The 25,990-nt window shown below is 73.8% G+C and carries 7 protein-coding genes; 5 read left to right on the forward strand and 2 right to left on the reverse strand.

Annotated features, from left to right (window positions below; translation table 11 throughout):
* Position 1 precedes the first annotated feature (1 nt).
* The 3 genes from ACF088_RS27935 to ACF088_RS27945 all read left to right on the forward strand — a co-directional run bounded on the left by ACF088_RS27935 (position 2) and on the right by ACF088_RS27945 (position 22,340).
* The gene (locus tag ACF088_RS27935) at positions 2-20,263 is read left to right on the forward strand and encodes a non-ribosomal peptide synthase/polyketide synthase (RefSeq protein ID WP_392378610.1); all 20,262 of its coding nucleotides are present in this window, start codon (positions 2-4) and stop codon (positions 20,261-20,263) included.
* Positions 20,264-20,562: 299 nt separating this feature from the next.
* Positions 20,563-20,766 (forward strand): MbtH family NRPS accessory protein, encoded by a 204-nt coding sequence (locus ACF088_RS27940; protein ID WP_129298174.1) that lies wholly within the window; start codon positions 20,563-20,565, stop codon positions 20,764-20,766.
* 1,025 nt (positions 20,767-21,791) lie between these two features.
* A complete protein-coding gene (locus tag ACF088_RS27945) occupies positions 21,792-22,340 on the forward strand; it encodes a GNAT family N-acetyltransferase (RefSeq protein ID WP_392378611.1) in 549 nt (182 codons plus the stop codon).
* Between the two features lie 88 nt (positions 22,341-22,428).
* On the opposite strand, the gene ACF088_RS27950 is transcribed toward ACF088_RS27945, so the two are convergent.
* Positions 22,429-23,184: a dienelactone hydrolase family protein gene (locus ACF088_RS27950; RefSeq protein ID WP_392378612.1), complete on the reverse strand. Its 756-nt coding sequence runs from the start codon at positions 23,182-23,184 to the stop codon at positions 22,429-22,431.
* A gap of 303 nt (positions 23,185-23,487) precedes the next feature.
* Between ACF088_RS27950 and ACF088_RS27955 the strand changes: the two genes are divergently transcribed.
* Positions 23,488-23,970 (forward strand): hypothetical protein, encoded by a 483-nt coding sequence (locus ACF088_RS27955; protein ID WP_392378613.1) that lies wholly within the window; start codon positions 23,488-23,490, stop codon positions 23,968-23,970.
* 181 nt (positions 23,971-24,151) lie between these two features.
* Here the strand turns inward: ACF088_RS27955 and ACF088_RS27960 are convergent, their stop codons facing one another.
* Positions 24,152-24,538: a VOC family protein gene (locus ACF088_RS27960; protein ID WP_392378614.1), complete on the reverse strand. Its 387-nt coding sequence runs from the start codon at positions 24,536-24,538 to the stop codon at positions 24,152-24,154.
* A 63-nt stretch (positions 24,539-24,601) separates the two neighbouring features.
* On the opposite strand from ACF088_RS27960, the gene ACF088_RS27965 reads away from it, so the two are divergent.
* Positions 24,602-25,567 (forward strand): helix-turn-helix transcriptional regulator, encoded by a 966-nt coding sequence (locus ACF088_RS27965; protein WP_392378615.1) that lies wholly within the window; start codon positions 24,602-24,604, stop codon positions 25,565-25,567.
* Positions 25,568-25,990 lie beyond the last annotated feature (423 nt).

A 25,990-nucleotide genomic window follows, 5' to 3' on the forward strand; every position in this document is an offset into this window, starting at 1 on the left:
CATGACGTCTTCGCATTCGAAGAAGGACCGTGCCGCGGCCCTGCCCCAGGAGTTGCAGGAGGCGCTGCGCCGCCGTCTGGCCGGACAGGCCCCGCCGGCCGCCGCCAAGGCCCGGCAGCAGATCCCCCGCGCGGACCGGTCCCGGCCCCTGCCGCTCGCCTTCGCCCAGCAGCAGTTGTGGTTCCTGGACCAGCTCCGGCCCGGCGACTCCCGCTACAACAGCGCGGTCGCCCTGCGGCTTACCGGCCCGCTGGACCGCGCCGCGCTGTCCCGGGCGCTGGACGCCGTACTGGAGCGCCACGAGTCCCTGCGCACCACGTTCGACGCCGTCGACGGCCGGCCCGTGCAGACCGTGCACCCGGCCGCCCCCGTGCCGCTTCCGCTGCGCGACCTGGGGGAGGAGCACGATCCCTCAGCCGGCGCGGGGGACCGGACCGCACCGGTCCGGGAAGGCCTGGACGACGTGCTGCTGGCGGAGTACTCCCGCCCGTTCGACCTGCGGACCGGTCCGCTGCTGCGGGCCCTGCTGATCCGCCTGGCCGACGACGAGCACGTCCTGCTGCTCACCGCGCACCACATCGTCACCGACGGCTGGTCCATGGGCGTGCTGCTGGACGAACTGTGCACGCTGTACGACGCCCTGGCCCACGGCGAGACGCCCGCGCTCGCCCCGGTGGCCACGCAGTACCCGGACTTCGCCGTATGGCAGCGCGAGCGGCTGTCCGGCGCCCTGCTGGAGGAGCAGCTCTCCTACTGGACCAAACAGCTCGACGGGACCGTGCCGCTGGAGCTGCCGCTCGACCGTCCCCGCAGCGGGGAGGAGGCGGGCGACGGCGCGGTCCACACCTTCCGGGTCCCGGCGGCCACCGCGGCCCGGCTGCGGGAGGTGGCGGCGCAGCAGCACACCACCCTGTTCGCGGCCCTGATCGCCGCCTGCCAGGCGCTGTTCGCCCGCTGGTCGGGCCAGGACGACATCGCCGTCGGATCACTGACCCCGGGCCGCGGACGCACCGAACTGGAGCGCGCGGTCGGCCTCTTCGTCAACACGGTCGTGCTGCGCGCCCCCGTCGACACCGCGCGCTCCTACCGTGAGCTGCTGGACGCCTCCGCGACCGCCGTCCTCGACGCCTTTGCCCACGGCGACACCCCCTTCGAACGGCTGGTGGAGGCCGCGGGAGCGGTACGGGAGGCGGGCCGCAACCCGCTCTTCGACGTCATGGTCCTGCTCCACCCGGCCCCGCCCGCGGCCCCCGGCCTGCGGAGCATCGCGGCCGAGGCCGTCACCGTGCCCCGCCGCGCGGCCACCTTCGACCTGAGCGTCGAGTTCGTGCCCGACGGCGACGGGCTGACCGGCCTGCTGGAGTACCGCACCGACCTCTTCGACGCCGCCACCGCCGAACGGATGGCCGGGCAACTGGTCCTGCTGCTCGGCGGAGTCGCCGCCGAACCGGACCGGCCGCTGGGCGAACTGTCCCTGCTGTCGGAGCGGGACCGGCACCGGCTGACCACGGAATGGAACGACACCGCGCTGCCCGTCACCCCCACCACCTACCCCGCCGCATTCGAGGCGCAGACGGCCCGCACCCCGCACGCGACGGCACTGGTGGCCGGGGACACCACGCTGGACTACGCCGCGCTCAACGCCCGCGCCAACCGGCTCGCCCACCATCTCATCGGCCTTGGCGCCGGCCCCGAACAGCTCGTCGCGCTGCGGCTGCCGCGCACCGCCGACATGATCGTGGCGATCCTCGCCGTCCTCAAGACCGGTGCCGGATACCTGCCGGTCGACCCCGAACTGCCCGAAGAACGGCTGCAGTTCCTGGTGGCGGACGCCCGGCCGATGCTGGTGCTCGACGAGGCGGTGCTGCGCGCGGTACCTGCCCCGGCCCGCACCGGCGACCCCGCCGATGCCGATCCCACCGACGCCGATCCCGCCTACGCCAACCCCACCGACGCCGACCGCCATGCGCCGCTGCACCCCGGCAACACCGCCTACGTCATCTACACCTCCGGGTCCACCGGCCGCCCCAAGGGCGTGTCCGTGGAACACCGTTCGCTGATGAACCTGCTGGCCGGCCACCGCAACGGCTTTGTCGCCGCGGCGGGCGGCGGCCCCCTGCGGATCGCCCTGACCGCGTCGTTCTCCTTCGACACCTCCCTGGAGGGCGTGCTGCTGATGGCCGACGGCCACCGGCTGCACCTGGTCGACGAGTCGACCCGGCTCGATCCGGCCGCCCTGGTCGACCACGTCGTCGAGCACCGCATCGACTTCCTCGACCTGACCCCCTCCTACCTGCGCCAGCTCCTGCCCGCCGGACTGCTCACCGACCCCCGCCACCACCCCCGGCTGCTGATGCTGGGCGGCGAGGCCGTCGGCCCCGCGCTGTGGCGGGAGCTCGCCGGGCTGGACGATGTCGCCGCCTACAACTTCTACGGTCCCACCGAGTGCACCATCGACGCCCTGGCCTGCCGGATCGACGGCACCGCCCGGCCGGTGGTGGGCCGGCCGTTGGCCAATGTGCGCGCCCATGTCCTCGACCACCGTCTCCGGCCGGTGCCGCCCGGCGTCGGCGGCGAGCTGTACCTGGCGGGCGACCAGCTCGCCCGCGGCTATCTGCACCGCCCCGGCCTGACCGCCGCGCGGTTCGTGGCGGATCCGTTCGGGCCGCCCGGCAGCCGGCTCTACCGCACCGGTGACCTGGCCCGCTGGACCGCCGACGGACGGCTCGACTACCTCGGCCGCGCCGACGACCAGGTCAAGATCCGCGGCCACCGCATCGAGCCCGGCGAGATCGAGGCGGCGCTGCTGGCCCTGCCCGCCGTCGCCGGGGCGGCCGTCGTCGCCGTCGCCGACCAGCGCGGCCACGCCCGCCTCGCCGCCTACCTGGTGCCCGCCGCCGGGAGCGGTCCGCTGGCCGCCTCCGAGCTGCGGGCGGCCCTGGGGCGCACCCTGCCGGCGCATATGATGCCCGCCGCGTTCGTCGCCCTGGACGCCCTGCCGCTCACCACCAGCGGCAAGCTGGACCGCCGCGCGCTGCCCGCCCCCGACCTCGACGCGGCCCCGCGAGAGCGGGAGTTCGTGGCACCGCGCACCCCGGCCGAGCGGGCACTCACCGGGATCTGGTCCGCCGTGCTCGGCCTCGCGCAGGTGGGGGTCACCGACAACTTCTTCGAGCTCGGCGGCGACTCGATCCTCAGCATCCAGGCCGTCTCCCGGGCCCGCGCCGCCGGGCTGCGGCTGACCTCCCGGGACGTCTTCCTGCACCAGACCGTCGCCGAGCTGGCCGCCGCCGTGGACCTGCGCACCGCCCCGGCACCCGTGGCGCACCAGCCGCACGACGCCGGACCGGCCCCGCTCACCCCCATCCAGGAGTGGTTCTTCGCCACCCACGGGCCGCTGCGGCACTTTTGCATGTCGATGCTGCTCGACCTGCCGCACGACGTCGACCCGGACGCCCTGGAGCGGGCCCTGTACGCCGTGGCCGCCCACCATCCGGCGCTGCGCACCCGGTTCGTGCGCGCCGACGACACCTGGCGCCAGCACCCCGTCGACGCCGTGGCACCCGGCCTCCTGACCACCCACGACCTGTCCCGGGCCACCGGCGCCGCCCGGGACGCCGCGCGCACCGAGGCGGCCGACGCCGCCCGCGCGGACCTCGACCCCGCCACCGGCACCCTGCTGCGCGCCGCCCTGCTCCGCACGGAGCCGGGCAGCCGGCCGCAGCTGTTCCTCACGGCCCACCACCTCGCCGTCGACAGCGTCTCCTGGCGCATCCTGCTCGCCGACCTGGAGAGCGCCTACCGCCGGGCCGCCGCGGGCGAGGCGTTCCCACTGGAGCCTGCCACCACGCCGTTCACCATCTGGGCGGCGCAACTGGCCCGGCAGGTGCAAGACGGCGGATTCGACGGCGACCTGGCGTACTGGACGGCCGAGGCCGCGGTGGCACGTACCCCGCTGCCGGTGGACCGCCCCGGCACCGCACTCGCCGGTTCGGTCCGCACCGTCCGCGCCCGGCTCGACCGCGACACCACCGAAGCGCTGCTGCGCCGGGTGCCCGGGGTCTACCGCACCCAGGTCAACGACGTCCTGCTCAGCGCGCTGGGCCGGGTGCTCGCCGACTGGGCGGGCACGGACCGGGTGACGGTGGCCCTGGAGGGGCACGGCCGGGAGGACATCGACGCGCACGACGCGCACGACGCGCACGACGCGCACGACGCGCACGACGCGCACGACGAGAACACAGCGTCCGGCTCCGTCGACGCCGCCGACCTCTCCCGGACCGTCGGCTGGTTCACCACCCAGTACCCGGTCACCCTCACCCTGGACGGCCCTTCGCGGGAGCCGGACTGGGGCGCGACCCTCAAAGCGGTGAAGGAACAGCTGCGGGCCGTCCCCCGCCGCGGCCTCGGCTACGAGGCGCTGGCCCGTCTCGGCTCACCGGACCCGGCCGCCCGCACCTTGCGCGCACTTCCCCTGCCACAGGTCTGCTTCAACTACCACGGCCAGTGGGAGAGCACGCCCGGCCAGGACTTCGCGCCCGCCGGCGAGGCCCCCGGCCGCGACCTGGCCGCCGACGAAGCGCTCGACCACCTGCTGGACATCTCGGCCGTGGTCGCCGACGGCGTGCTGGAGCTGACCTGGCACTACAGCGACCAGGTGCACGACGAGAGCACGGTACGGGAGTTGGCGGACGGCACGGCCCGGGCACTGGCCGCGATCGCCGCCCACTGCGCGCACCCGGACGCCGGCGGCCGCACCCCCTCCGACTTCCCCCTCGCCCGGCTGGACCAGGCCGGGGTGGACCGTCTGGCCGGGGACGGGCGCGCCGTCGAGGACATCCTCCCGCTCACCCCGCTCCAGGAAGGCATGCTCTTCCACCGCCTGATGGGCGGGGCCGACGACGTCTACCTCGACCAGGCCGGCCTGCTGCTGGACGGCGTCGCGGACCCGCGTGCGTTCGCCCGGGCCTGGCAGCGGGTCGTCGACCGGATGCCGGTGCTGCGCACCTCCGTCGTCTGGGAGGACGTGCCCGTACCGCTCCAGATCGTGCACCGGCGGGTGACCGTGCCCACCGTCCACGTCGACTGGCGCGCGCAGGACGACGACCGGCAAGCGGCCGAACTCGCCCGGCTCCAGGCCGAGGACCTGGCCCTGGGCCTGGACCTCGGCACCCCGCCCCTGATGCGGCTCACCCTGATCCGGCTGCCCGGCGGCAGGCTGCGGCTGCTGTGGACCTCGCACCACCTGATCCTGGACGGCTGGAGCCTGGCACAGGTCCTGACCGAGGTGTGCGAGGAGTACGCCGCACTCGTCGCGGACCGCACGCCGGCGCCACCCGTGCGCCGCCCGTTCGGCGACTATGTGCGCTGGCTGTCCGGCCGGGACGGCCGCGAGGCAGCGGAGCACTGGCGCACCGTCCTCGCGGGCTTCGCCACCCCGACGCCGCTGCCCTGCGACCGTCCGCCCCGCGAGGCGCACCGGGCCCGCTCCGCCGCGGTGCTGACGGCGAGCCTGCCCGTCGAGCTCTCCCGGGAGCTGCTGCACACCGCCCGGCGCAGCGGACTCACCCTCAACACGGTCGTACAAGGCGCCTGGGCGCTGCTGCTGGCGCGCTACAGCGGAGAGCCGGACGTGGTGTTCGGCACCACCGTGTCCGGCCGCCCGGACGCACTCCACGGCGTCGAGTCCATGGTGGGGATGTTCATCAACACCCTGCCGACCCGGGTACGGGTCGACGAACGCCGCAGTGCTGCCGACTGGCTGCGGGACCTCCAGGACGCCCAGTCCGAATCCCGGCGCTTCGAGGCCGTCTCGCTGGCCCAGCTGACCTCGCTCAGCGACGTCCCGGCGGGCACCGCGCTGTTCGACAGCATGGTCGCCTTCGAGAACTACCCGTTCGACGACGCCCGGACGTCCGGCGCCGGGGTCCGCATCCTCGACGTCGCCTCGCGGGACGCGACCAACTTCCCGCTGGTCCTGCGCGCCCACCACAGCGACCGCCTCGGCTTCGACCTCGCCCACGACCCCGACCTCTTCGACCCCGCCACCGTCCGTGCACTCGCCGACCGGCTGTGCCTGCTGCTCGCCGAGATCGCCGCGGGACCGGACCGGCCGCTGCGCGAGCTGGCGTGGACCACCGCCGAGGAACGCCGGCGGATGCTGGTGGACTGGAACGGCACGGAACACGGGCGGCCCGAGCACACCCTGATCGACCTGTTCGAGGAGCGGGCGGCCCGCACGCCCGACGCCACCGCCGTGACCTGCGCGGGCACCACCCTGTCCTACGCCGAACTCGACGCACGGGCAGGCCGGCTGGCCCACCGGCTGGCCGAGCACGGAGCAGGACCCGAGCGCTTCGTGGCACTCGCCCTGCCCCGCTCCCCGGACATGATCGTGGCGATCGTGGCGGTGCTGAAGACCGGCGCCGCCTACGTACCCGTCGACCCGGAGCTGCCCGCGGGCCGCATCGCCCACGTGCTCACCGACGCCGCCCCGGCCCTGCTGGTGACCACCACTGCCGTCGCCGGACGGCTCGGGGACGCCACCTGCCCCCGGCTGCTCCTGGACGATCCCGAGATCCGCGCCGACCTCGAACGGCGCCCCGCCACCGGCCCGGTGCCCGCCCGCCACCCGCTGCCGGAGCACCCCGCCTACGTCATCTACACCTCGGGCTCCACCGGCCTGCCCAAGGGCGTGGTCGTCCCGCACGCCAATGTGGTGCGGCTGTTCTCCCGCACCCGCGACCGGTTCGCCTTCGACGAGCACGACGTATGGACGCTGTTCCACTCCTACGCCTTCGACTTCTCCGTCTGGGAGATCTGGGGCGCGCTGCTGCACGGCGGCCGGCTCGTCGTCGTCCCGCACGAGGTCGCCCGTTCCCCCGAGGAGTTCCTGCGCCTGCTGGTGGACGAGCGGGTCACGGTGCTCAACCAGACACCGTCGGCGTTCTACCCCCTGATGCGCGCGGACGCCGAACACCCCGGACTCGGGGAGCGGCTGGCCCTGCGGCGGGTGGTCTTCGGCGGGGAGGCGCTGGATCCGGGCCGGCTCACCGACTGGTACGAACGGCACCCGGACACCGCGCCCGTCCTGGTCAACATGTACGGGATCACCGAAACCACCGTGCACGTCTCCTACGCGCCCCTCGACCGTGCCACCGTGGCCGAGGCCACCGGCAGCGCCATCGGCCGCGGCCTCCCCGACCTGCGGGTCCGGGTGCTGGACGCCGGCCTCGCCCCGGTGCCGCCCGGCGCCGTGGGCGAGATGTACGTGGCGGGGGAGGGCCTGGCCCGCGGCTACCTGAACCGGCCGGGCCTGACCGCCGCGCGGTTCGTGGCGGACCCGTTCGGGCCGCCCGGCACCCGGATGTACCGCACCGGCGACCGGGCCCGCTGGCGGCCCGACGGCACCCTGGAGTACCTCGGCCGGGCCGACCAGCAGGTCAAGATCCGCGGCTTCCGGATCGAACCCGGCGAGATCGAGGCCGCGCTGACCGCCCACCCGGAGGTCGCGGAGGCCGTGGTCGGGGTGCGCGAGGACACCCCCGGAGTGCGACGGCTGGTGGCCCACGTCGTGGGCACCACCGGCCGGAGCGGCCCGCCGTCCGCCGCTGAACTGCGCGCGCACCTGGCGGACACCTTGCCCGCGCATATGGTGCCCGCCGCCTATGTCGCCCTGGACGCGCTGCCGCTGACCGTCAACGGCAAGCTCGACCACCGGGCCCTGCCCGCCCCCGGCCCGGACGGCTTCGCCGCCGGCGAGGACCGCACCGCGCCGCGCACCGAGGCGGAACGCCTGGTCGCCCGGGTGTGGGCGGACGTCCTGGACACCGGAGAAATCGGCGTGGAGGACAGCTTCTTCGCCCTGGGCGGCGACTCGATCCTCGCCATCCGGGTCACCTCCCGGCTCCGCGCCGCCCTCGGCGCCGAGGTCTCGCCCCGGCTGCTGTTCACCCACCCCACCGTCGCCGCCCTGGCCGCGGCTCTGCCGGACCCGGCCGCCGCCCACCGGACACCGGACGACACGATCCCCGCGGCGGACCGCACCGCCGCCCTGCCGCTGTCGTTCCCGCAGCAGCGCCTGTGGTTCCTGGACACCTTCGAGCCGGACAGCACCGCCTACCTGACCTTCTTCGTGCTGCGCCTGCGCGGCCCCCTCGACGAAGCGGCCCTGCGCACCGCCCTGGACGCCCTGGTGGCCCGGCACGAACCACTGCGCACCACCTTCGCCGAGCAGGACGGAAACGCCCGCCAGCACGTCCACGCCCCCCGGGCGGTGGACCTGCCGCTGGACGACCTGTCGGCCACCCCGGCGCACGACCGCGAGCGCGCACTCGACGCGCTGCTGGCACGCGAGGGCGCCACCGGCTTCGACCTGGGCAACGGGCCGCTGCTGCGGACCCGGCTGATCCGGCTCACCGCCGACGAACACGTCCTGACCCTGGCCATGCACCACATCGTCACCGACGGCTGGTCCACCGCGGTGCTCGGCCGGGACCTGGGCGAGCTGTACGCGGCGGCCCTCCAGGACCGCCGCCCGGACCTGCCCCCGCTGCCGCTCCAGTACGCCGACTACGCGGCCTGGCAGCGGGCGCGGGCGGCCGCCTCCGACGGTGGGCAACTCGCCTACTGGCAGCGGAAGCTGTCCGACGTAGCGCCGCTGGAGCTGCCCACCGACCGGCCGCGGCCCGCCGTGCGGACCGAGAACGGCGCCCTGCTGGAGTTCTCCCTGCCCGCCCCGCTGACCGACCGGCTGCGGGAGACCGGCCGCCGCGCCGACGCCACCCTCTACATGACCCTGCTCGCGGCCTGCAAGGTGCTGCTCGCCCGCTGGGCCGGCCAGGAGGACATCGCCGTCGGCACCGTGGCCTCCGGACGCGAACGCCCCGAACTGGAGCACCTGGTCGGGATGTTCGTGAACACCCTGGTGCTGCGCAGCCGGGTGCCCGACCACCTGCCGTTCACCGCGCTGCTGTCCGAGGTGCGCGCCACCGTGCTGGACGCATTCGCCCACCAGGACGTGCCCTTCGAGCAGCTCGTCGGTGCGCTCCAGCCCGAACGGGACACCAGCCGCACCCCCCTCTTCCAGGTCATGGTGGCCCTGCACAACCTGGGCGGCGAGGCACCGCGCCTGCCGGGCCTCGACGTCGAGACCGTCCAGCCGCCGGGCCGGCACGCCGCGTTCGACCTCGGCTTCGACTTCGTGGAGCGCGACGGCGGCCTCACCGGTTACGTCGAGTACAACACCGACCTGTTCGACGCGGACACCGTCGAGCGGGCGACCGCACGACTGCGGCTGCTGCTGGAGGCGGTCGCGGAGGACCCGGGCGGGGCGGTGGGCGAACTGCCGCTGCTGTCCGACGCCGAGCGGCGGCAGGTACTGGAGGAGTGGCAGGGCGGCACCCTGTCCGTCCCCGACCTGACGTTCGTGGACCTCTTCGAGGCCCAGGCGGCCCGTACCCCGCACGCCACGGCCCTGGTGGCACGGGACGCCACGCTGGACTTCGCCGCCCTCAACGACCGGGCCAACCGGCTCGCCCACCACCTGATCGCGCTCGGCGTCGGCCCGGAGCGGGTGGTCGCCGTGCAACTGCCGCGCACCTCGGACCTGCTGGTGGCGCTCCTCGCCGTCCTCAAGGCCGGCGGCACCCAACTGTCCCTCGACCCCGAACTGCCCGCCGAACGGCGCGCGTTCCTGCTCTCGGACGCCGCACCGCAGACCGTCCTGACCGCCGACACGCTGCGCGACGCCCCTCTGGACCGGCAGCCCGGCCACAACCCCACGGACGCCGACCGGACGTCCCCCCTGTGCGGCGCCCACACCGCCTACATCAACTACACCTCCGGCTCCACCGGCCGGCCCAAGGGCGTCGCCGTCGAACACCGTCAGCTGGTCAACCTCTGCCACGACCACCTGGCCGGGCTCGTCACCCCGCACGCCACCGACGGACGGCCGCTGCGTTTTGCGCTGAGCGCCGCCTTCTCCTTCGACACCTCATGGGAAGGCCCGCTGCTGCTGGCGCTCGGCCAGGAGGTCCACCTCGTCGACGAGGACGTGCGCCTGGACCCGGCCGCCTTCGTCCGCCAGGTCGCCGAAAGCCGCCTGGACTGCGTCAATGTGACACCGTCCTTCCTGCACGAGCTGCTGGCCGCCGGTCTGCTCACCGGCGACCACCACCGCCCCCGGATCGTCATGGTCGGCGGCGAGGCCGTCGGCACCCCGCTGTGGCGGGAGCTGCGGGAGACCGCGGGCGTCACCGCGTACAACGTCTACGGCCCCACCGAATGCACCGTCGACGCCGTGTACGGCCCCTTCGCCGACCCCGCTGATCACGGGCGTCATGCCGACCGCGCCGGCCATGGGCGTCATGCCGACCCCGCTGATCACGGGCGTCACGCCGACCACCTCGATCACCCGGACCGCGTCGATCGTCCCGTGATCGGCCGTCCGGGCCGTAACCTGCGCGCCTACGTGCTCGACGGCGCGCTGCGGCCGGTACCGGTCGGGGTGCCGGGCGAGCTGTACCTCGCCGGTGCCCAGGTCGCCCGCGGCTACCTGGGGCGGCCCGGGCTCACCGCCGGGCGGTTCCTCGCCGACCCGTTCGGCCCGCCCGGCACCCGGATGTACCGCACCGGCGACCGTGCCCGCCGGGACCGGCGGGGGCGGCTGGAGTACCTGGGGCGCAGCGACGACCAGGTCAAGGTCCGGGGGTTCCGGATCGAACCCGGCGAGATCGAGGCCGCCCTGCTCGGCGACCCCGCGGTGGCCGACGCCGTGGTGGTGGCCGTCGAACACGGCGGCCGGGCACGGCTGGTGGCCTATGTGGTGCCCGCCGGGGCGCAGACGCCCGCGGCCGAGGAGCTGCGGGTCCGGCTGCGCCGCACCCTGCCGGACTACATGGTCCCCGCGGTGTTCGTCCCCCTGGACCGGATTCCGCGCACCAGCAGCGGCAAGACCGACCGGCGCGCCCTGCCCGAGCCCCCCGCCCAGCCCGACACCGCCACCGAGTACACGGCCCCGCGCACCGACACCGAGACCTGCCTCGCCGGCATCTGGGCGGAGGTGCTCGGCGTCCCCCGGGTCGGCGTCGAGGACAACTTCTTCGCCCTGGGCGGCGACTCGATCCTCAGTATCCAGATCGTCTCCCGGGCCCGCCGGGCCGGCCTCGGACTCACCTCCAAGGACGTCTTCCGCCACCAGACGATCGCCGAACTCGCCCTGCGCACCGCCTCCGTGACCCCGCCGCCCGCCGACGGCCCCGGGGCGCCCGCCGGCCCCGCGCCGCTCACCCCCATCCAGCACTGGTACCTCGACGGCCGCCGGCCCGGGGACGCGCTGCGCTTCACCATGACCAACCGGCTGGAGCTGGCCCCGGCGAGCGACGAGCCCGCGCTGCGCCAGGCGGCCGCCGCCCTGGTCGACCGCCACGAGGCGCTGCGCACCCGCTTCCGCCACACCGACGGCACCTGGCGCCAGGAGGTGCTGCCGGCCGCCCCCGGCGACGTCTTCTCGCGCCACGACCTGACCGGTCTCGACGCCCCCGGGCAAGAGGAGGCCGTGCAGCGCGCGACCGCCGCCGCACAGTCCTCCCTCGACGTCACCGAGGGCCGGGTTGCCCGGGTCCTCCACTTCGACTGCGGACCCGAACGTCCCGCCCAACTCGTCCTCACCGTGCACCACTTGGTCGTCGACGGGGTGTCCTGGCGCATCCTGCTCGGCGACCTGGAGGCCGCCTACCACGACGCCGCCGCCGGACGCCCGCCCGCCCTCGCCCCGGCGAGCAGCGGCTACGGACACTGGGCGGCCCGATGGGAGCGGCACGCCCGTTCGGGCGCCCTCGACGGCGACCTGGCGTACTGGACCCGGACCTGCCGGGCCCCGGCCGACCTCCCCGTCGACCGGCCGGGCCCCCACACCCACGGCACCGCCGCCACCCTCACCGTCCGCCTGGGCCGGGCCGAGACCGACGCCCTGCTGCGCCAGGTCCCCGACGTCTACCGCACCCAGGTCAACGACGTCCTGCTCAGCGCCCTCGGCCGCACCCTGACCCGCTGGAGCGGCCAGGACTCCGTCCTGATCGGCGTGGAGGGCCACGGCCGCGAGGACCTCTTCGACGAACTGGACCTCTCCCGCACCGTCGGCTGGTTCACCGCCGAGTTCCCGCTCGCCCTCTCCGTCGCCCCGGACGCGGACTGGCGCGACACCGTCCGCTCCGTCAAGGAGCAGTTGCGCGCCGTGCCGCTGCGGGGCCTGAGCTACGGCGCGCTGCGCCACCTCCTGCCACAGAGCCCGCTGCCCGAGGCACCACAGCCGCGCGTCGGCTTCAACTACCACGGCCAGTGGGACATCGCGTCCACCGACCGCCCCGACGACGAGGGGCTGTACCGGGCCGCCCTGCCGCCGGCCGGCCAGGACACCGATCCCGACGAGCCCCGCACCTACCTGCTCGACGTGACCGGCGTGGTCCAGGACGGCCGACTCGAACTCGGCTGGACCTACCCGCCCGCGGTGTACGACGAGTCCACCGTGCGCCGCCTCGCCGAGGACACCGTCACGGCCCTGACCGAGATCGTCGCGCACTGCGCCCGGCCGGACACCGGCGGCCGCACCCCGTCCGACTTCCCGCTCGCCCGGCTCGACCAGCGCCAGGTGGACCTGGTCGTGGGCGACGGACGGGACGTGGCGGACCTCCATCCGCTCACCCCGCTGCAGGCCGGCATGCTCTTCCACGGGCTGGTCGACTCGGCGGGTGCCTACTTCGACCAGATGGCCGTCCGGATCGCCGGGGTCGCCGACCCGCAGGCGTTCGGCGCGGCCTGGCAGCAGGTCGCCGACCACACCCCGGCGCTGCGCAGCAGCGTCCGCTGGCAGGGCCTGCCCCGGCCCGTGCAGGTCGTGCACCACCGGGCCGTCCTGCCCGTCGCCCACCACGACTGGCGGACCCTGACCCCCGTCGAGCGCGACCGTGCGCTGGGCCGGCTGCTCGCCGAGGACCGGGCGGCCGGGATGGACGTGACCACCGCACCGCTCAGCCGCATCGCGGTGGCCGCGCTGCCCGGCGACGAGATCCTGCTGGTGTGGTCCTCGCACCATCTGATGCTCGACGGCTGGAGCACCGGAGCGCTCTTCGCCGATGTGTGCGCGCAGTACGCGGCGACGGTCGAGGGGCGCACCGTCCGCCGGCCGGCCCGCCGCCCGTTCCGCGACTTCCTGCAGTGGCTGGCGGAACAGGACGAGGAGGAGGCCGAGCGGCACTGGACCGGCACCCTCGCCGGGTTCACCGCCCGCACCCCGCTGCCCTACGACCGGCCGCCCGTCGAGGCGCACCGCGCCCGTTCCGACGCGCTGGTGCACATGGAGCTCACCCCCGAGATCTCCGACCGGCTGCGCGAGACCGCCGGGCGGAACGGCCTGACCGTCAACACGGTGGTGCAGGGCGCCTGGGCGCTGCTGCTGGCGCGCTACAGCGGCCGCCAGGACGTGGTGTTCGGCACCACGGTCTCCGGCCGCCCGGCCGAACTGCCGGGTGTGGAGTCCATGGTCGGGATGTTCATCAACACCGTTCCGACCCGCGCCCGGACCGACGGCGACCAGGGCGTCCTGTCCTGGCTGCGCGACCTGCAGGACCGGCAGAGCGACTCGCGGCGCTTCGACTTCGTCTCGCTCGCCCGCATCCAGGCCCTCAGTGAACTGCCGCCGGGTGAGGCGCTGTTCGACAGCATGATGGTCTTCGAGAACTACCCCTTCGACGAGGCGGCCGCTGCCGGAGCGGGCATCCGCATCCAGGACGTACGCGCCGAGGACGCCACCAACTTCCCGCTGTGCCTGCGCGCCTACCTCGCCGACCGCCTCGGCTTCGACCTCGCCTATGACGGGGCACTGTTCGACCGTACGACGGTGGAGCGGGCCGCGGCCCACCTGGAGACCCTGCTGACCGCGCTCGCCGACGGCACCGCCCGCCGCCTGGACGACCTCGGCCTGCTCACCGCCGCCGACCGCGCGGTGCTGCACCGGTGGAACACCACCGCACGTCCCGCCGCGGGCACCTCGCCGGTGGACCTGTTCGCCGAACAGGCGCGCCGCACCCCGGACGCGATCGCCCTCGCCGAAGTGGACGGGTCGGAGGTGACGTACCGTCAACTCGCCGACTGGTCGGACCGGATGGCCGCCCGGCTCAGGGCGGACGGCCTGGCCCCCGAGGGTCGGGTGGCGCTGCTCATGGACCGCTCGGCCGCCCTCGTGGTGGCCCAGCTGGCGGTGCTCAAGGCGGGCGGCGCCTATGTGCCCGTGGACGGCCGCGCCCCCGAGGAGCGCCGCAGGATGCTGCTCGAACACGCCGGAGTGACGGCACGGCTGACCGCCGAGGACGTGGCCGCCGCACGGACCGCCGCACCGGCCGCTGCGCCCGCTCCGCCGCCCGCCGACCCGGACCGCCTGGCGTACGTGATGTTCACCTCCGGGTCGACCGGCACCCCCAAGGCCGTAGGGGTGCGCCACCGGGACGTGGCCGCGCTCGCCACCGACAGCCGCTTCACCGGCCCCGGCTGCGCACGGGTGCTGCTGCACTCGCCGGTGGCCTTCGACGCCGCCACCTTCGAGGTCTGGTCACCGCTGCTGAACGGCGGACGCGTCGTGGTGGCCCCGCCGGGCGCGGTGGACGCCGCCCTGCTGCGGCGGCTGGCCACCGGGGGAGGGGTGACGGCCCTGTGGCTGACGGCCGGGCTCTTCCGGCTGCTGGCCCAGGACGCGCCGGACTGCTTCGCGGGGCTGCGCCAGGTGTGGACCGGCGGCGACGTGGTCCCGGCCGCCGCCGTGCGCCGGGTGCTGGCCGCCTGCCCCGGCCTGACCGTGGTGGACGGCTACGGACCGACCGAGACCACGACCTTCGCGACCTCCTTCGCCATGAGCGACGCCGCGGCGGTCCCCGGCACCGTGCCCATCGGCCACCCGCTGGACGATATGCGGGTCCATGTCCTCGACGCACGGATGCGGCCCGTGCCGCCGGGCACCGCGGGTGAACTCTTCCTGACGGGCGAGGGCGTGGCCCGCGGCTACCTCGGCCGCCCCGGCGCGACCGCGGACCGGTTCGTCGCGGACCCCTTCGGGCCGCCCGGCGGCCGGATGTACCGCACCGGGGACCTGGCCCGCCGGCGGGTCGACGGCACGGTGGAGTTCCTCGGCCGCGCCGACGACCAGGTCAAGATCCGGGGCTTCCGCGTCGAGCCCGGCGAGGTGGAGGGCGCGCTGGCGGCCCACCCCGGCATCGCGGACATCGCCGTGGTGGCCCGCGAGGAACGGCCCGGGACCAAACGGCTGGTCGCCTATGTGGTGGGCCACGACGGTCTCGACATCGAGGCGCTGCGCGCCCACGCCCGGCAGACGCTGCCCGACTACCTGGTTCCCACGGCGTTCGTGCCGCTGGCGGCGCTGCCGCTCAGCACCAACGGCAAGGTGGACCGGGCGGCCCTGCCCGCACCCGGCACGGGCACGGACCGGCCGGAGCCGGTCGCCCCGCGCACCGAGGCCGAACGCCGCACGGCCGAGGTCTGGGCCGAGGTGCTCGGCGTGGAACGGATCGGTGTGGAGGACGACTTCTTCGCGCTCGGCGGCGACTCGATCCTGAGCATCCGGCTGGCCTCCCGGCTGGCGGAGGCGTTCCGGACCGACGTCACCCCGCGGGCGGTGTTCACCCACCCGACCCCGGCCGCGCTCGCCGCGCTGCTGGCGCAAGGGGGGAGTGCCCCCGCGGGCCACGGCGCCATCCTCCCGGCCCCCCGGGACACCGCGCCGCCGCTGTCCTTCGCCCAGCAACGCCTGTGGTTCCTCGATGCGTTCGCGCCCGGCAGCACCGAGTACATCACCCCGCTGGCACTGCGCCTGCGCGGCCGGCTCGACACCGCAGCCCTCGGCGCCGCCCTGACCGCGCTGGCCGCCCGGCACGAGTCGCTGCGCACCACCTTCGACTCCGAGGACGGCCAGGGCATCCAGGTCATCCACCCGCCCCAGGACGTGCCGCTGCCGCTGCACGACCTGTCGGCGCTGCCCGCAGGCGACCGTACGGCGCAGCTCGAACGGCTGCTGGCCGAGGACCGCACCCGCCCCTTCGACCTGCGCCAGGGCCCCCTGCTGCGGACCCAACTGGTCCGGCTGGCGGACGACGACCACGTCCTGACGCTGACCCTGCACCACATCATCACCGACGGCTGGTCCACCGCGGTCCTCACCGGCGACCTGGCCCACCTCTACCGTGCCGCGCTCGGCGAGACCACGACCGAACTGCCGCCGCTGCCCGTGCAGTACGCCGACGTCGCCCACTGGCAGCGCACCGCACACGGCGCGGCCGCCGAGGACCAACTGCGGTACTGGCAAGAACGCCTCTCCGGGACCGAACCCCTGAACCTGCCCACCGACCGGCCGCGCCCGGCCGTACAGACCAGGAACGGGGCGACGGCCCCGCTCGTCCTCCCGCCCGAGACGGCCCGCAGACTGGCGGAGTTCGGCCGGGCCCGGCAGACCACCCTGTTCACCACACTGATCGCCGCCGCGCAGACCCTCTTCGCGCGGCTGTCCGGACAGCACGACATCGCCGTCGGAACCGTCACCTCGGGCCGCGACCGCGCCGAGACCCAGCGCCTGATCGGCTTCTTCGTCAACACACTGGTCCTGCGCTCGACCGTCGATCCCGACGAGGCCTTCCCCGCGTTCCTGGCACAGGTGCGGGAGACGGTACTCGACGCCTTCGCGCACCAGGACGTGCCGTTCGAGCAGGTGGTGGACGAGGTCCAGCCGGTCCGCGACACCAGCCGTACCCCGCTCTTCCAGGCCATGGTCGTGCTCCAGAACGCGCCCGGAGCGGCACTGGACCTGCCGGGTCTCCAGGTGAGCGACATCGAGCCGGACACCCACCACGCCGGCTTCGACATCACCCTGGAGTTCGCCGAAACCGACTCCGGCGCCCTGCACGGCCTGCTCACCTACAACACCGATCTCTTCGACGCCGCCACCGCCGAGCGGATCGTCGGCCAGCTCACCACGCTGCTGACCGGCATCGCCGAGAACCCGCACCGCCCCCTCGGGGCCCTGCCCCTGGCCCCGGACGACGCACTGCGCCGCCTGCTGGCCCACGGACGCGGCACCGCCCGCCCGGTGCGCCCGGCCACCCTGCCCGAACTGTTCCAGCGGCAGGCGGCCCGCACACCCGATGCGGTGGCACTGGCCGACGGCGCGCGCGAACTGACGTACGCGGAGCTGGAGCGCGCGGCCAACCGGCTGGCACACCAGCTGATCGGCCGCGGTGTCGGTCCCGAGGACGTGGTGGCGCTGGCGCTGCCCCGCTCCGCGGAGACCGTGGTGGCCCAACTGGCCGTCGCCAAGGCCGGTGGCGCCTTCCTGCCCGTGGACCCGGCCTACCCGGCCGAGCGGCGCGACTTCATGGTGCGCGACTCGGCGGCCGCCGTGGTCCTCGACGACCCGGCCGCCGTCTGGCGAAGCGACGGCCCCGACTCCGCGCCCACCGACTCGGACCGCCGCACGCCGCTGACGGAGGCGCACCCCGCCTACGTCATCTACACCTCCGGCTCGACCGGCACCCCCAAGGCCGTAGTGGTCACGCACACCGGCCTCGCCGGTTTCGCCTCCGCCGCCGCCGACCGGTACGAGGTGCGCCAGGGAGACCGGGTCCTCCAGTTCGCCTCACCCAGCTTCGACGCCTCCGTCCTGGAGCTGTGCCTCTCACTGCTCGCCGGCGCCACGCTCATCGCGGGGGAGGAGGGGCCGCTGCTCGGTGACCGGCTGGCGCAGGTGCTCGCCGAGCGCCGGATCACCCACGCCCTGATCCCGCCGGCCGCCCTGGCCACCGTGCCGACCGAGGCCGCCGACGCCCTGACCGGCCTGCGGACCCTGATCGTCGGCGCCGAGGCCTGCCCCGCCGACCTGGTGGCGTGCTGGGCCCCCGGCCGCCGCATGATCAATTCCTATGGCCCGACCGAGGCGACGGTGGTGTCCACCTGGACCGGCCCACTGACCCCGGAAGCGGGCGCCCCGCCCATCGGCCGCCCCATCGGCAGCACCCGGGCGTACGTCCTGGACGCCGCCCTGCGTCCCGTACCGGTCGGCGTGACCGGTGAGCTGTACGTCGCCGGGGCCGGACTCGCCCGTGGATACCTGGCACGCCCGGGCCTGACCGCGGCGCGATTCGTCGCCGATCCGTTCGGCGCCCCGGGGGAACGGATGTACCGCACCGGCGACTTGGCGCGCTGGGGTGCCGACGGCGACCTGCGCTACGCCGGCCGCGCCGATGACCAGGTCAAGGTACGCGGCTTCCGCATCGAGCCCGGCGAGATCGAGAGCGCACTGCGGCGCAGTCACCGGGTGCGGGAGGCGGTGGTCGTCGTACGCGCCGCGGCCGGCCAACACCCCACCGGTCCCGCACGGTTGGTCGCCTACGTCGTCCCGTCCGTCGTCCCGTCCGACGTCCCGGCCGACGGTGCCCCGGTGCCGCTGCCCGTCCCGGAGCTGCGCGACCACCTGGCCCGCCTCCTCCCGCCGCACATGGTGCCGTCGGTCTTCGTCCCCCTGGCCGGCCTGCCCCTCACCCCGAACGGCAAGACCGACCGGCGCGCCCTGCCCGATCCCGACCCGGCCTCCGGCGCCACCGGCCCGCACATCGCGCCGCGCACCGACACCGAACGCCGGATCGCCCAGATCTGGGCCGACGTGCTCGGCCTCGACACCGTCGGAGCCGAGGACAACTTCTTCGACCTCGGCGGCGACTCGATCCTGAGCATGCAGGTGGTCTCGCGGCTGCGCCGGGCCGGACTGCACCTGGCCACCAAGGACCTGTTCACCCACCAGACGGTGGCGGCACTGGCCACCGTCGTCACCACCGGACCGGACCGGACCGACAGCGGTCCGGTGACCGGCGACCTGCCACTCACCCCCATCCAGCAGTGGTTCTTCGCCACACCCCGCGCCAACCACCACCACTTCAACCAGTCCGCGCTGCTCGAACTGGACGGCACCCCCGACCCGGCCGCCCTCCAGGAAGCGCTGACCGCCCTGCTGGAGCACCACGACGCGCTGCGGATGCGGTTCACCGGGGACGCCGGCCGATGGCACCAGCACAACCCGCCGCCCTCGCAGCCGCACGGCCTCCTCGTCCGGCACGACCTGACCGGTCTGCCGTCCGACGAGGCCGACACCACCATGGAGAAGGCGGCCGACGACCTGCACACCAGCTTCGACATCGGCCGGGGCCCGCTGCTCCGGGCGGCGCTGTTCACCGGCGACCCGGACCGCCCCGCCTTCCTGCTCCTGGTGGCCCACCACCTGGTCGTCGACGCGGTGTCCTGGCGCATCCTGCTGGACGACCTGGAGACCGCCTACCGACAGGCCACGGCGGGGCAGGCCATCACCCTCGACGAGCGGACCACCGCCTTCAGGGACTGGGCAAGAGGCCTGGCCGCACATGTCGCCGACGGCGGGCTGGACCACGAACTGCCGTACTGGGAAGAGGCAGCGGCCCCCGCGCCGCTTCCGGTGGACCACGCCGGCGACGCTCCGTCCGGCGCCTCGCGCACCGTGACCGTGACGCTCGACGAGCCGGACACCACGGCGCTGCTGCGCGCGGCCCCCACCGCCTACCGCACCCGCATCAACGACGTTCTGCTGGCCGCCCTGGCCCTGGCGCTGGCCCGCTGGACCGGTCACGACCGGGTCTGCATCGACCTCGAAGGGCACGGCCGTGAGGACGTCCTGGACGGGGTCGACCTCTCCCGCACGGTCGGCTGGTTCACCACCGTCTACCCGGTCGGCCTCCAGGTGTCCGATCCCGCCGACCTCGGCGCCTCCCGGGACTGGCGGGCCCTGGTCAAATCGGTCCGCCGCCAACTGCGCGCCGTCCCCGGCAACGGTCTCGGCTTCGGTGCGCTGCGCACCCACGGCCCCGCCGAGGTGCGCGAGCGCCTGGACCGCACCGGCCGCGGGCAGATCGTATTCAACTACCTGGGCCAGTGGGACGCCCGGCCGGGCGGCTCCTCCGGGGCACTCGTCCGTGCCGAGCACGGTTCCTTCGGCCAGGACCACGACCCCCGCGACGGCGGCTCCCACCTGCTGGAGGCCGTCGGCGCGGTGCAGGACGGCCGGCTCGCCTTCACCTGGCACTACCGCCCCGATGTGCACGAGGAGACGACCGTACGGGCGGTGGCCGAGGACTTCGCCGAGGCCCTCCGCCGGATCGCCCAGCACGCCCGGGACAGCGCATGAGGGAGCCGCAGAGCGGGTTGTCCCCGCCCCACCCGCCGCGTACGGCGGATTACCGAAAAGCCCCCCGTACACCGCCCGTTCACGGCAGCCTGAACGAGATCAACTGCCCGCCCGGTCTCGCTGACGGCATCACGTGACCGCACCCCCGAGCGCCCGCCCGCCGCGGCCCCCGCCGGCCGCCCGAAGAAACCACTCGACCCGAAGAAACCACTCGACGAAACCGCCCGACGAAACCACTCGGCGAACCGCCCGACGAGACCGCCCGATCAACACCCCAACCCACGATGGGAGAGCGTGACATGGACGAGAACGCCCGCTACCAGGTACTGCGCAACGACGAGGACCAGTACTCGCTGTGGCTGGCCGACCTGGAGGTCCCCGACGGCTGGCACGCCGTGGGCAAGGAGGGCACCCAGGACGAGTGCTCCGCCTACGTCGACGAGGTCTGGACCGACATGCGCCCCCGTAGCCTGCGCGAACGCATGGACAGCGCCGCCTCCTGACCGATCCGCCCCGCAGGGCCGCGGCCGACCGCCGCGCCCTGCCCCTGCCCGCACCACCCTCCGTGCGGGCCGCGACCACGAGCCACCGGCCGGCGCGGCCCGCACGGCCTGTCCACCGGCGCGGGCCCGGGGCGCCTGCCCACCGGCGCGGCCCGCACCGCCTACCCCACGACACCGCCGGGCTCTGCTACTCCGCCCGACCGCGCACAGGACCGCGCACAGGACCGCGCCAGGACAGCGCGCCGGCACCGGGCCGAGCAGCTTGCCGACCGGCCTTCCCCTCGCGGTCGCTCCTTCTCCGGCCACCGTGCCGCCCCCAGCCGTGCTGCCGCGCCGCCGGCCGCCGTGCCGCCGAAGAGCCCTCGCTGCTGACCACCGCCGGAAACGATTTCCCGCCGGCCTCTTCCCCCTCCACCTCCCTTCCCTTCCTCTCCCCTCCCTTTCCCCTTCCCTCTTCCTTACGGCCTTTCGCCTTTCCCCGACCGGCCGGTAGCCGACGGAGCCCCCGCCGACCGCAGACCAGACCGCGGCCGGCGCCACCCCCTTGTCTACGGCAAATGACGGCGTACGCCTGAATTACCTGTCATATCGGATTTGGCGCCAGGTAGTGACGATAGGCCGTTATTACGCTATACCAGTGACATGCGCCGCACAGGCCGGATGCCTGGGAGCGGAGTTCGGGACTTTTACGGGGTGAGGAAGCTGCGGATCGCGGGGGATTTTCTCAGTGGCCGGTCCGTGACAGGGACCCGTTCTGCCTGGCCGAAGCGTCGGGCGCCGCTCCATTCCGTCAGCGGACCGCCGCGTTCGACGGCATGACGGGGTAAGTCCGGGCGCACGGGCCGGAGTTTGTACGGGCCGGAGTTCGCACGAAATCACACACGCTCGCACATGCCCGGACGCGTTCTGCGTGCCCGCCTCGCGACTGGCGCATTCCCCGGAAGCCGGTCCTTCTGCTCCGTTCCGGCGCTTCCTTTCGCCTCACCGAGATCACTTTGACTTTCACCATGAGAAGGGACCCTGGAATGACCCCGATCTTGCGTACCGAGCGACTGATTCTTGCGCCCTACCGGCCCGAGGACGAAGAGGTCTTCGTGACTCTGCTCGGTGACGAAGAGGTCTGCCGCTGGATGGGCCAAGAACGCGTACCCGAAGAAGAGATCCGGGCCATATTCCAAGCGATTCTCCACGAGATCTACGCCAAAAACATGTTCGATGTATGGGCGGTGTGGTCCGAGGGCGTCTACGTGGGCCACGCAGAGCTCAAGAAAACAGGCAACGTCGACGGCTACGAGATGATCGCCGCACTGGTCAAGGAGAGCCGGGGACGGGGCGTGGGCAATGAGCTGGTGCGCGGTCTGCTGCACTACGCCGCTGACACCCTGCAGCTCAACGAGGTCTACGGAATGGTGGGCGCCGAAAATGCCGCCAGTCTGGCGCTGGGCAAAAAACTGGGATTCACCCACGTCCGCGACGTCGTCGCGGACGACGGTACGGTGACGAAGATGCTGGTCCTTCCCACCGGCAACAGTCCGGACCCCGGTGCAAGTCCGGCCGCCGTCCCGGTGGGCTGAGCGAGACCCTCCCGTGCGGTGCGGAGGGTCTGCACGCGGACAAGACGGAGGCCGGCGGCCTGCCGGGGCGGCCGGCCCGCCCGTGGTGTCAGAGACGGCGCCCGAAGAGTTCCAGCATGTTGCGCCAATGACGCGCGTCCGCCTCGGCGTTGTACGCGGTGGTGTCGACCTGGGTGTAACCGTGGTCGGCGCCTTCGTACAGCTCGCTGCGATAGCGCACGCCCGCCGTGTCCAGGCTCTGCTCCAGGCTCTTGATCTGCTCGACCGGCATCGAATGATCGTGGTCGGCGTGGCCGAAGTACAGCTCCGCGGTGATGCGGTCGGCGAGCAGGTGCGGGCTGTCCTCGGCGTCGGTGACCAGGCGGCCGGCGTGGAAGGCGGCCGCGGCGGCGATCCGGTCGGGAAGGGCCGCGGCGGTGCGGATGGCGAGGACCCCGCCCATGCAGTAACCGGTGGCGCCCACCGGGCCGTCAGTGACCTGGGGGGAGGCAGCCAGCCAGTCGAGGTAGGCTCCGGCGTCCCGCATCGCCAGACCCGGGGTGAGGGTCTGCATCACCGGGAAGAGCTGCTCGAAGATCTCCGGCCGCTGGGAGGGGTCGATGAAGTCGGGCAGCTCCACCACCGGGGCGCGTCCGGCGCGGTAGAAGACATTGGGTGCCAGCACCGTGTAGCCGTGCCCGGCCAAGCGCCTGGCCATCTCCTCCAGCGACGGCCGCAGTCCGAAGGCGTCCATGTACAGCAGGACGCCGGGGTGCGGCTCGCCGTCGTCGGGGTGGGCGAGATAGGCATCGGCGATGCCGTCCGGAGTGGGGATGTCCAGGGGGCCACCGTGCACGCTCGTCATGTCCGCACCTTTCATCGGGTTCCGGGCGATGCGCGAGGCGCCGCCCGTCCGCCGGCCGGCGCGTCGGCGGATTCCCCCACAGTAGCCAGCTGCGCGAAGAAGCGTCTGCCGAGGAGACCACATGTCAGCGTGACGAGACCTCAGGTCACGCTCCCGGCGGGACACTCCCTCGCCGGGAGCAGCAGACTCGCCGTCGTGCCGCCCCCCCCGCAGTCGATCTGTCAGGAGCCCACCACGGACGCCCCTCAAGTCTGTGCATGCCCGCACAAGTCCCTTGCGTTTCCCCTGTGTTGGAATCCAGACATGGCCACTACCTCCCCCGGACCCGTGCCGCTTTCCCGGAACGAGCCCTCGATCCGGCCGCGAGCCGAGGTCGAGCGGTTGGGTGACGAAGCGACGCGGCAGAAGGACCTGGCACACCGCAGGGCTGAGTTCTGGGTCAAGGCCGATATCGCTCTGGGGTTTCCCGCGGCCCTCCTCGCCGGCGTATCCGGAGCCGCGGGCCTGGCGTCAGCGGATGCCCGCGTTCCTGCGGCGTTGGTGGCTCTGACCGCGGCGGGGTTCGCGGCGGGAGCCGGCTTCCTCAGGAGCGACAGCAGGCGGCTGGCCAACAAACGCGCCCGGCAGGCATGGGCTCTCGTGGAGGCCAGGGCCCGCATGAAACTGGCCCAGGACAGCGTGCTCCCCGAGGACCTCGCCGAGGTGCTGGCAAGCCGCCAAGTCGCCCTGGCGGCCTATGAAGGAGAAGAGCCACCAGCCGGTCCGGCACCGTCCGCCCCGGGCTGACGCATGAAGCGCCGCCGGCCCGGCCAACCGTAGAAAACAGGCACTGTCCGACCAGGTACGCCGACCGGCCGACCGCTTCGGAGTCCGTGCAACCTCTCCGCACCCCCAGCGGGTCAGCGGCGGGCCCACTGCCCTGTCGGGGGCGCGGCCGAGGTCATGGGATGGCAGTGCCAGGTCGTGCTCAGACCAGGGTGGAGATGCAGAACGGATGCCCTGCGGGGTCCAGCAGGACGCGCCACCGGTCGGGGTCCGGCTGGAATTCCGGGGTGACGGCCCCCAGGGCGAGCAGCCGGGCCTGGGCGGCGTCCAAGTCGTCGACGCCCAGTTCGATGTGGGCCTGCTTCTCCTGGGAAGGGTCCGGCCAGGTGGGACGGCGGTAATCGGAAAGCCGGTTGAACCCCAGTCCGGCCCCGCCCTCTTGGCCGAGCAGGACGAAGTGGTCAGTGGAGAAGACGATGGGCAGGCCGAGAGCCTCGCCGTAGAAGCGGGCCAGTTCGGCGGGGTCCGGGCAGTCGAAGGTGACGGCCGAATAGCGGAACGTGGGCGCGGAGGTATGTGCCGTAGTCATGGAGCAGACGCTATGGCGGGACCCGGACAGATTCGGTCCTGGTCATGTGGAACACTCGCGAATGTGATCAGCGCATCCGCCCGCCTGCTGCGATTGGTCTCCTTGTTGGCCGCCCGGCCGTCGTGGACCTGCGGTGAACTGGCCGCCCGGATGGCAGTGACCGAACGCACGGTGCGGCGGGACATCGCCAAGCTCCGGGAACTCGGCTACGCCGTCGAGTCCGACCCCGGCCCCTGGGGCGGCTATCGCCTCCGGGCCGGAGCGCGGGTTCCCCCGTTGATCCTCGATGACGAGGAGGCGCTCGCCGTGGCCGTCGGGCTGCGCGAGGCCGCGCTCAGCGGCGCTCTCGGCGGCGACCAGGCCGCGCTGTCGGCCCTGCTGAAGCTGCGTCAGGTTCTGCCGCGGCGGATCGCGGACCGGCTGGGCGAGATGGATGCCACCTTCGTCCACACGCCCAGACCCGACGAACCGCAGATCTCGGCCGGCATGCTGCTGGAACTGTCGGCGGCATGCCGCCGGGGCGAGCGTGCCCGGCTGTCGTACCGCGACTGGGCAGGGAAAGCCACGGTCCGGGACGTCGACCCGTACCGCCTCGTCCACACCGAACGCCGGTGGTATTTCGTCGCCCGGGACGTCACCCAAGCCCAGTGGCGGACCTTCCGGGCCGACCGGGTCGACCGACTGCAACCAACCGGGCACCCGGTGGAACTCGTCGACCCACCCGACCCGGCGCTGCTCGTCTCCCGCTCGGTCGCGACCGGCCCCTACCCGCTCCGGGTGACGATCCGCCTCCCGATGGCCATGGACCAAGCTCTGAGGCTGATCCCGTCGTCAGTCGGTACCCACCGTCCCGAAAGCCCCGACGTCACGATCGTCGACATCGGCGGTCCCGACGCAGAAGGGCTCGCCGGATACCTCCTCAGCCTGGCCACACCACTGCGGGTCCTGTCGCCGGACGCGGTACGGCAAGCCCTGCTCCGCCGTATCCAGGAACTCTTCGAGCACAACGCGAACGGTCAGCCCGGGTAGCGACGTTGCACGAGAACGGGTGCCGAGCCCGGCGACCGGAACAACGCGCCACTGATCGGCGTTGTCCGTCGCGTCGGAGGACGCGGGTCAGGCCCGCGACGACAGCGGTGGTGACCACCACCCGGCCGAGGATGGCCCCGCGGCTGACGCCGTTTTCGCGGGCGAGAGCGGCGGAGGAGGTGCCCGGTGCCGCGTACGAGGCGGAACATCCCGGAGGTGTGCTCGGTGTCGCCCGGCCGCGCGTACGTCCGCAGCACGCGGAACTTCGGGCGCTGGAGGGGGTGGAGGCGGCTGGCGGTGCCCGGGTCCTCCTCGAAGACGACCGGGGCCTCGATCCCGGCCTCGTCCGGGACGAGGTTCTGCCGCGCCGTCGACTGCTGGTCGGTCGAAACCCGCTTGTAGACCAGGTTCGCCACCGAGGGC

The organism is Streptomyces sp. NPDC015125 (genome assembly GCF_043080045.1).
Taxonomy (GTDB): Bacteria; Actinomycetota; Actinomycetes; order Streptomycetales; family Streptomycetaceae; genus Streptomyces.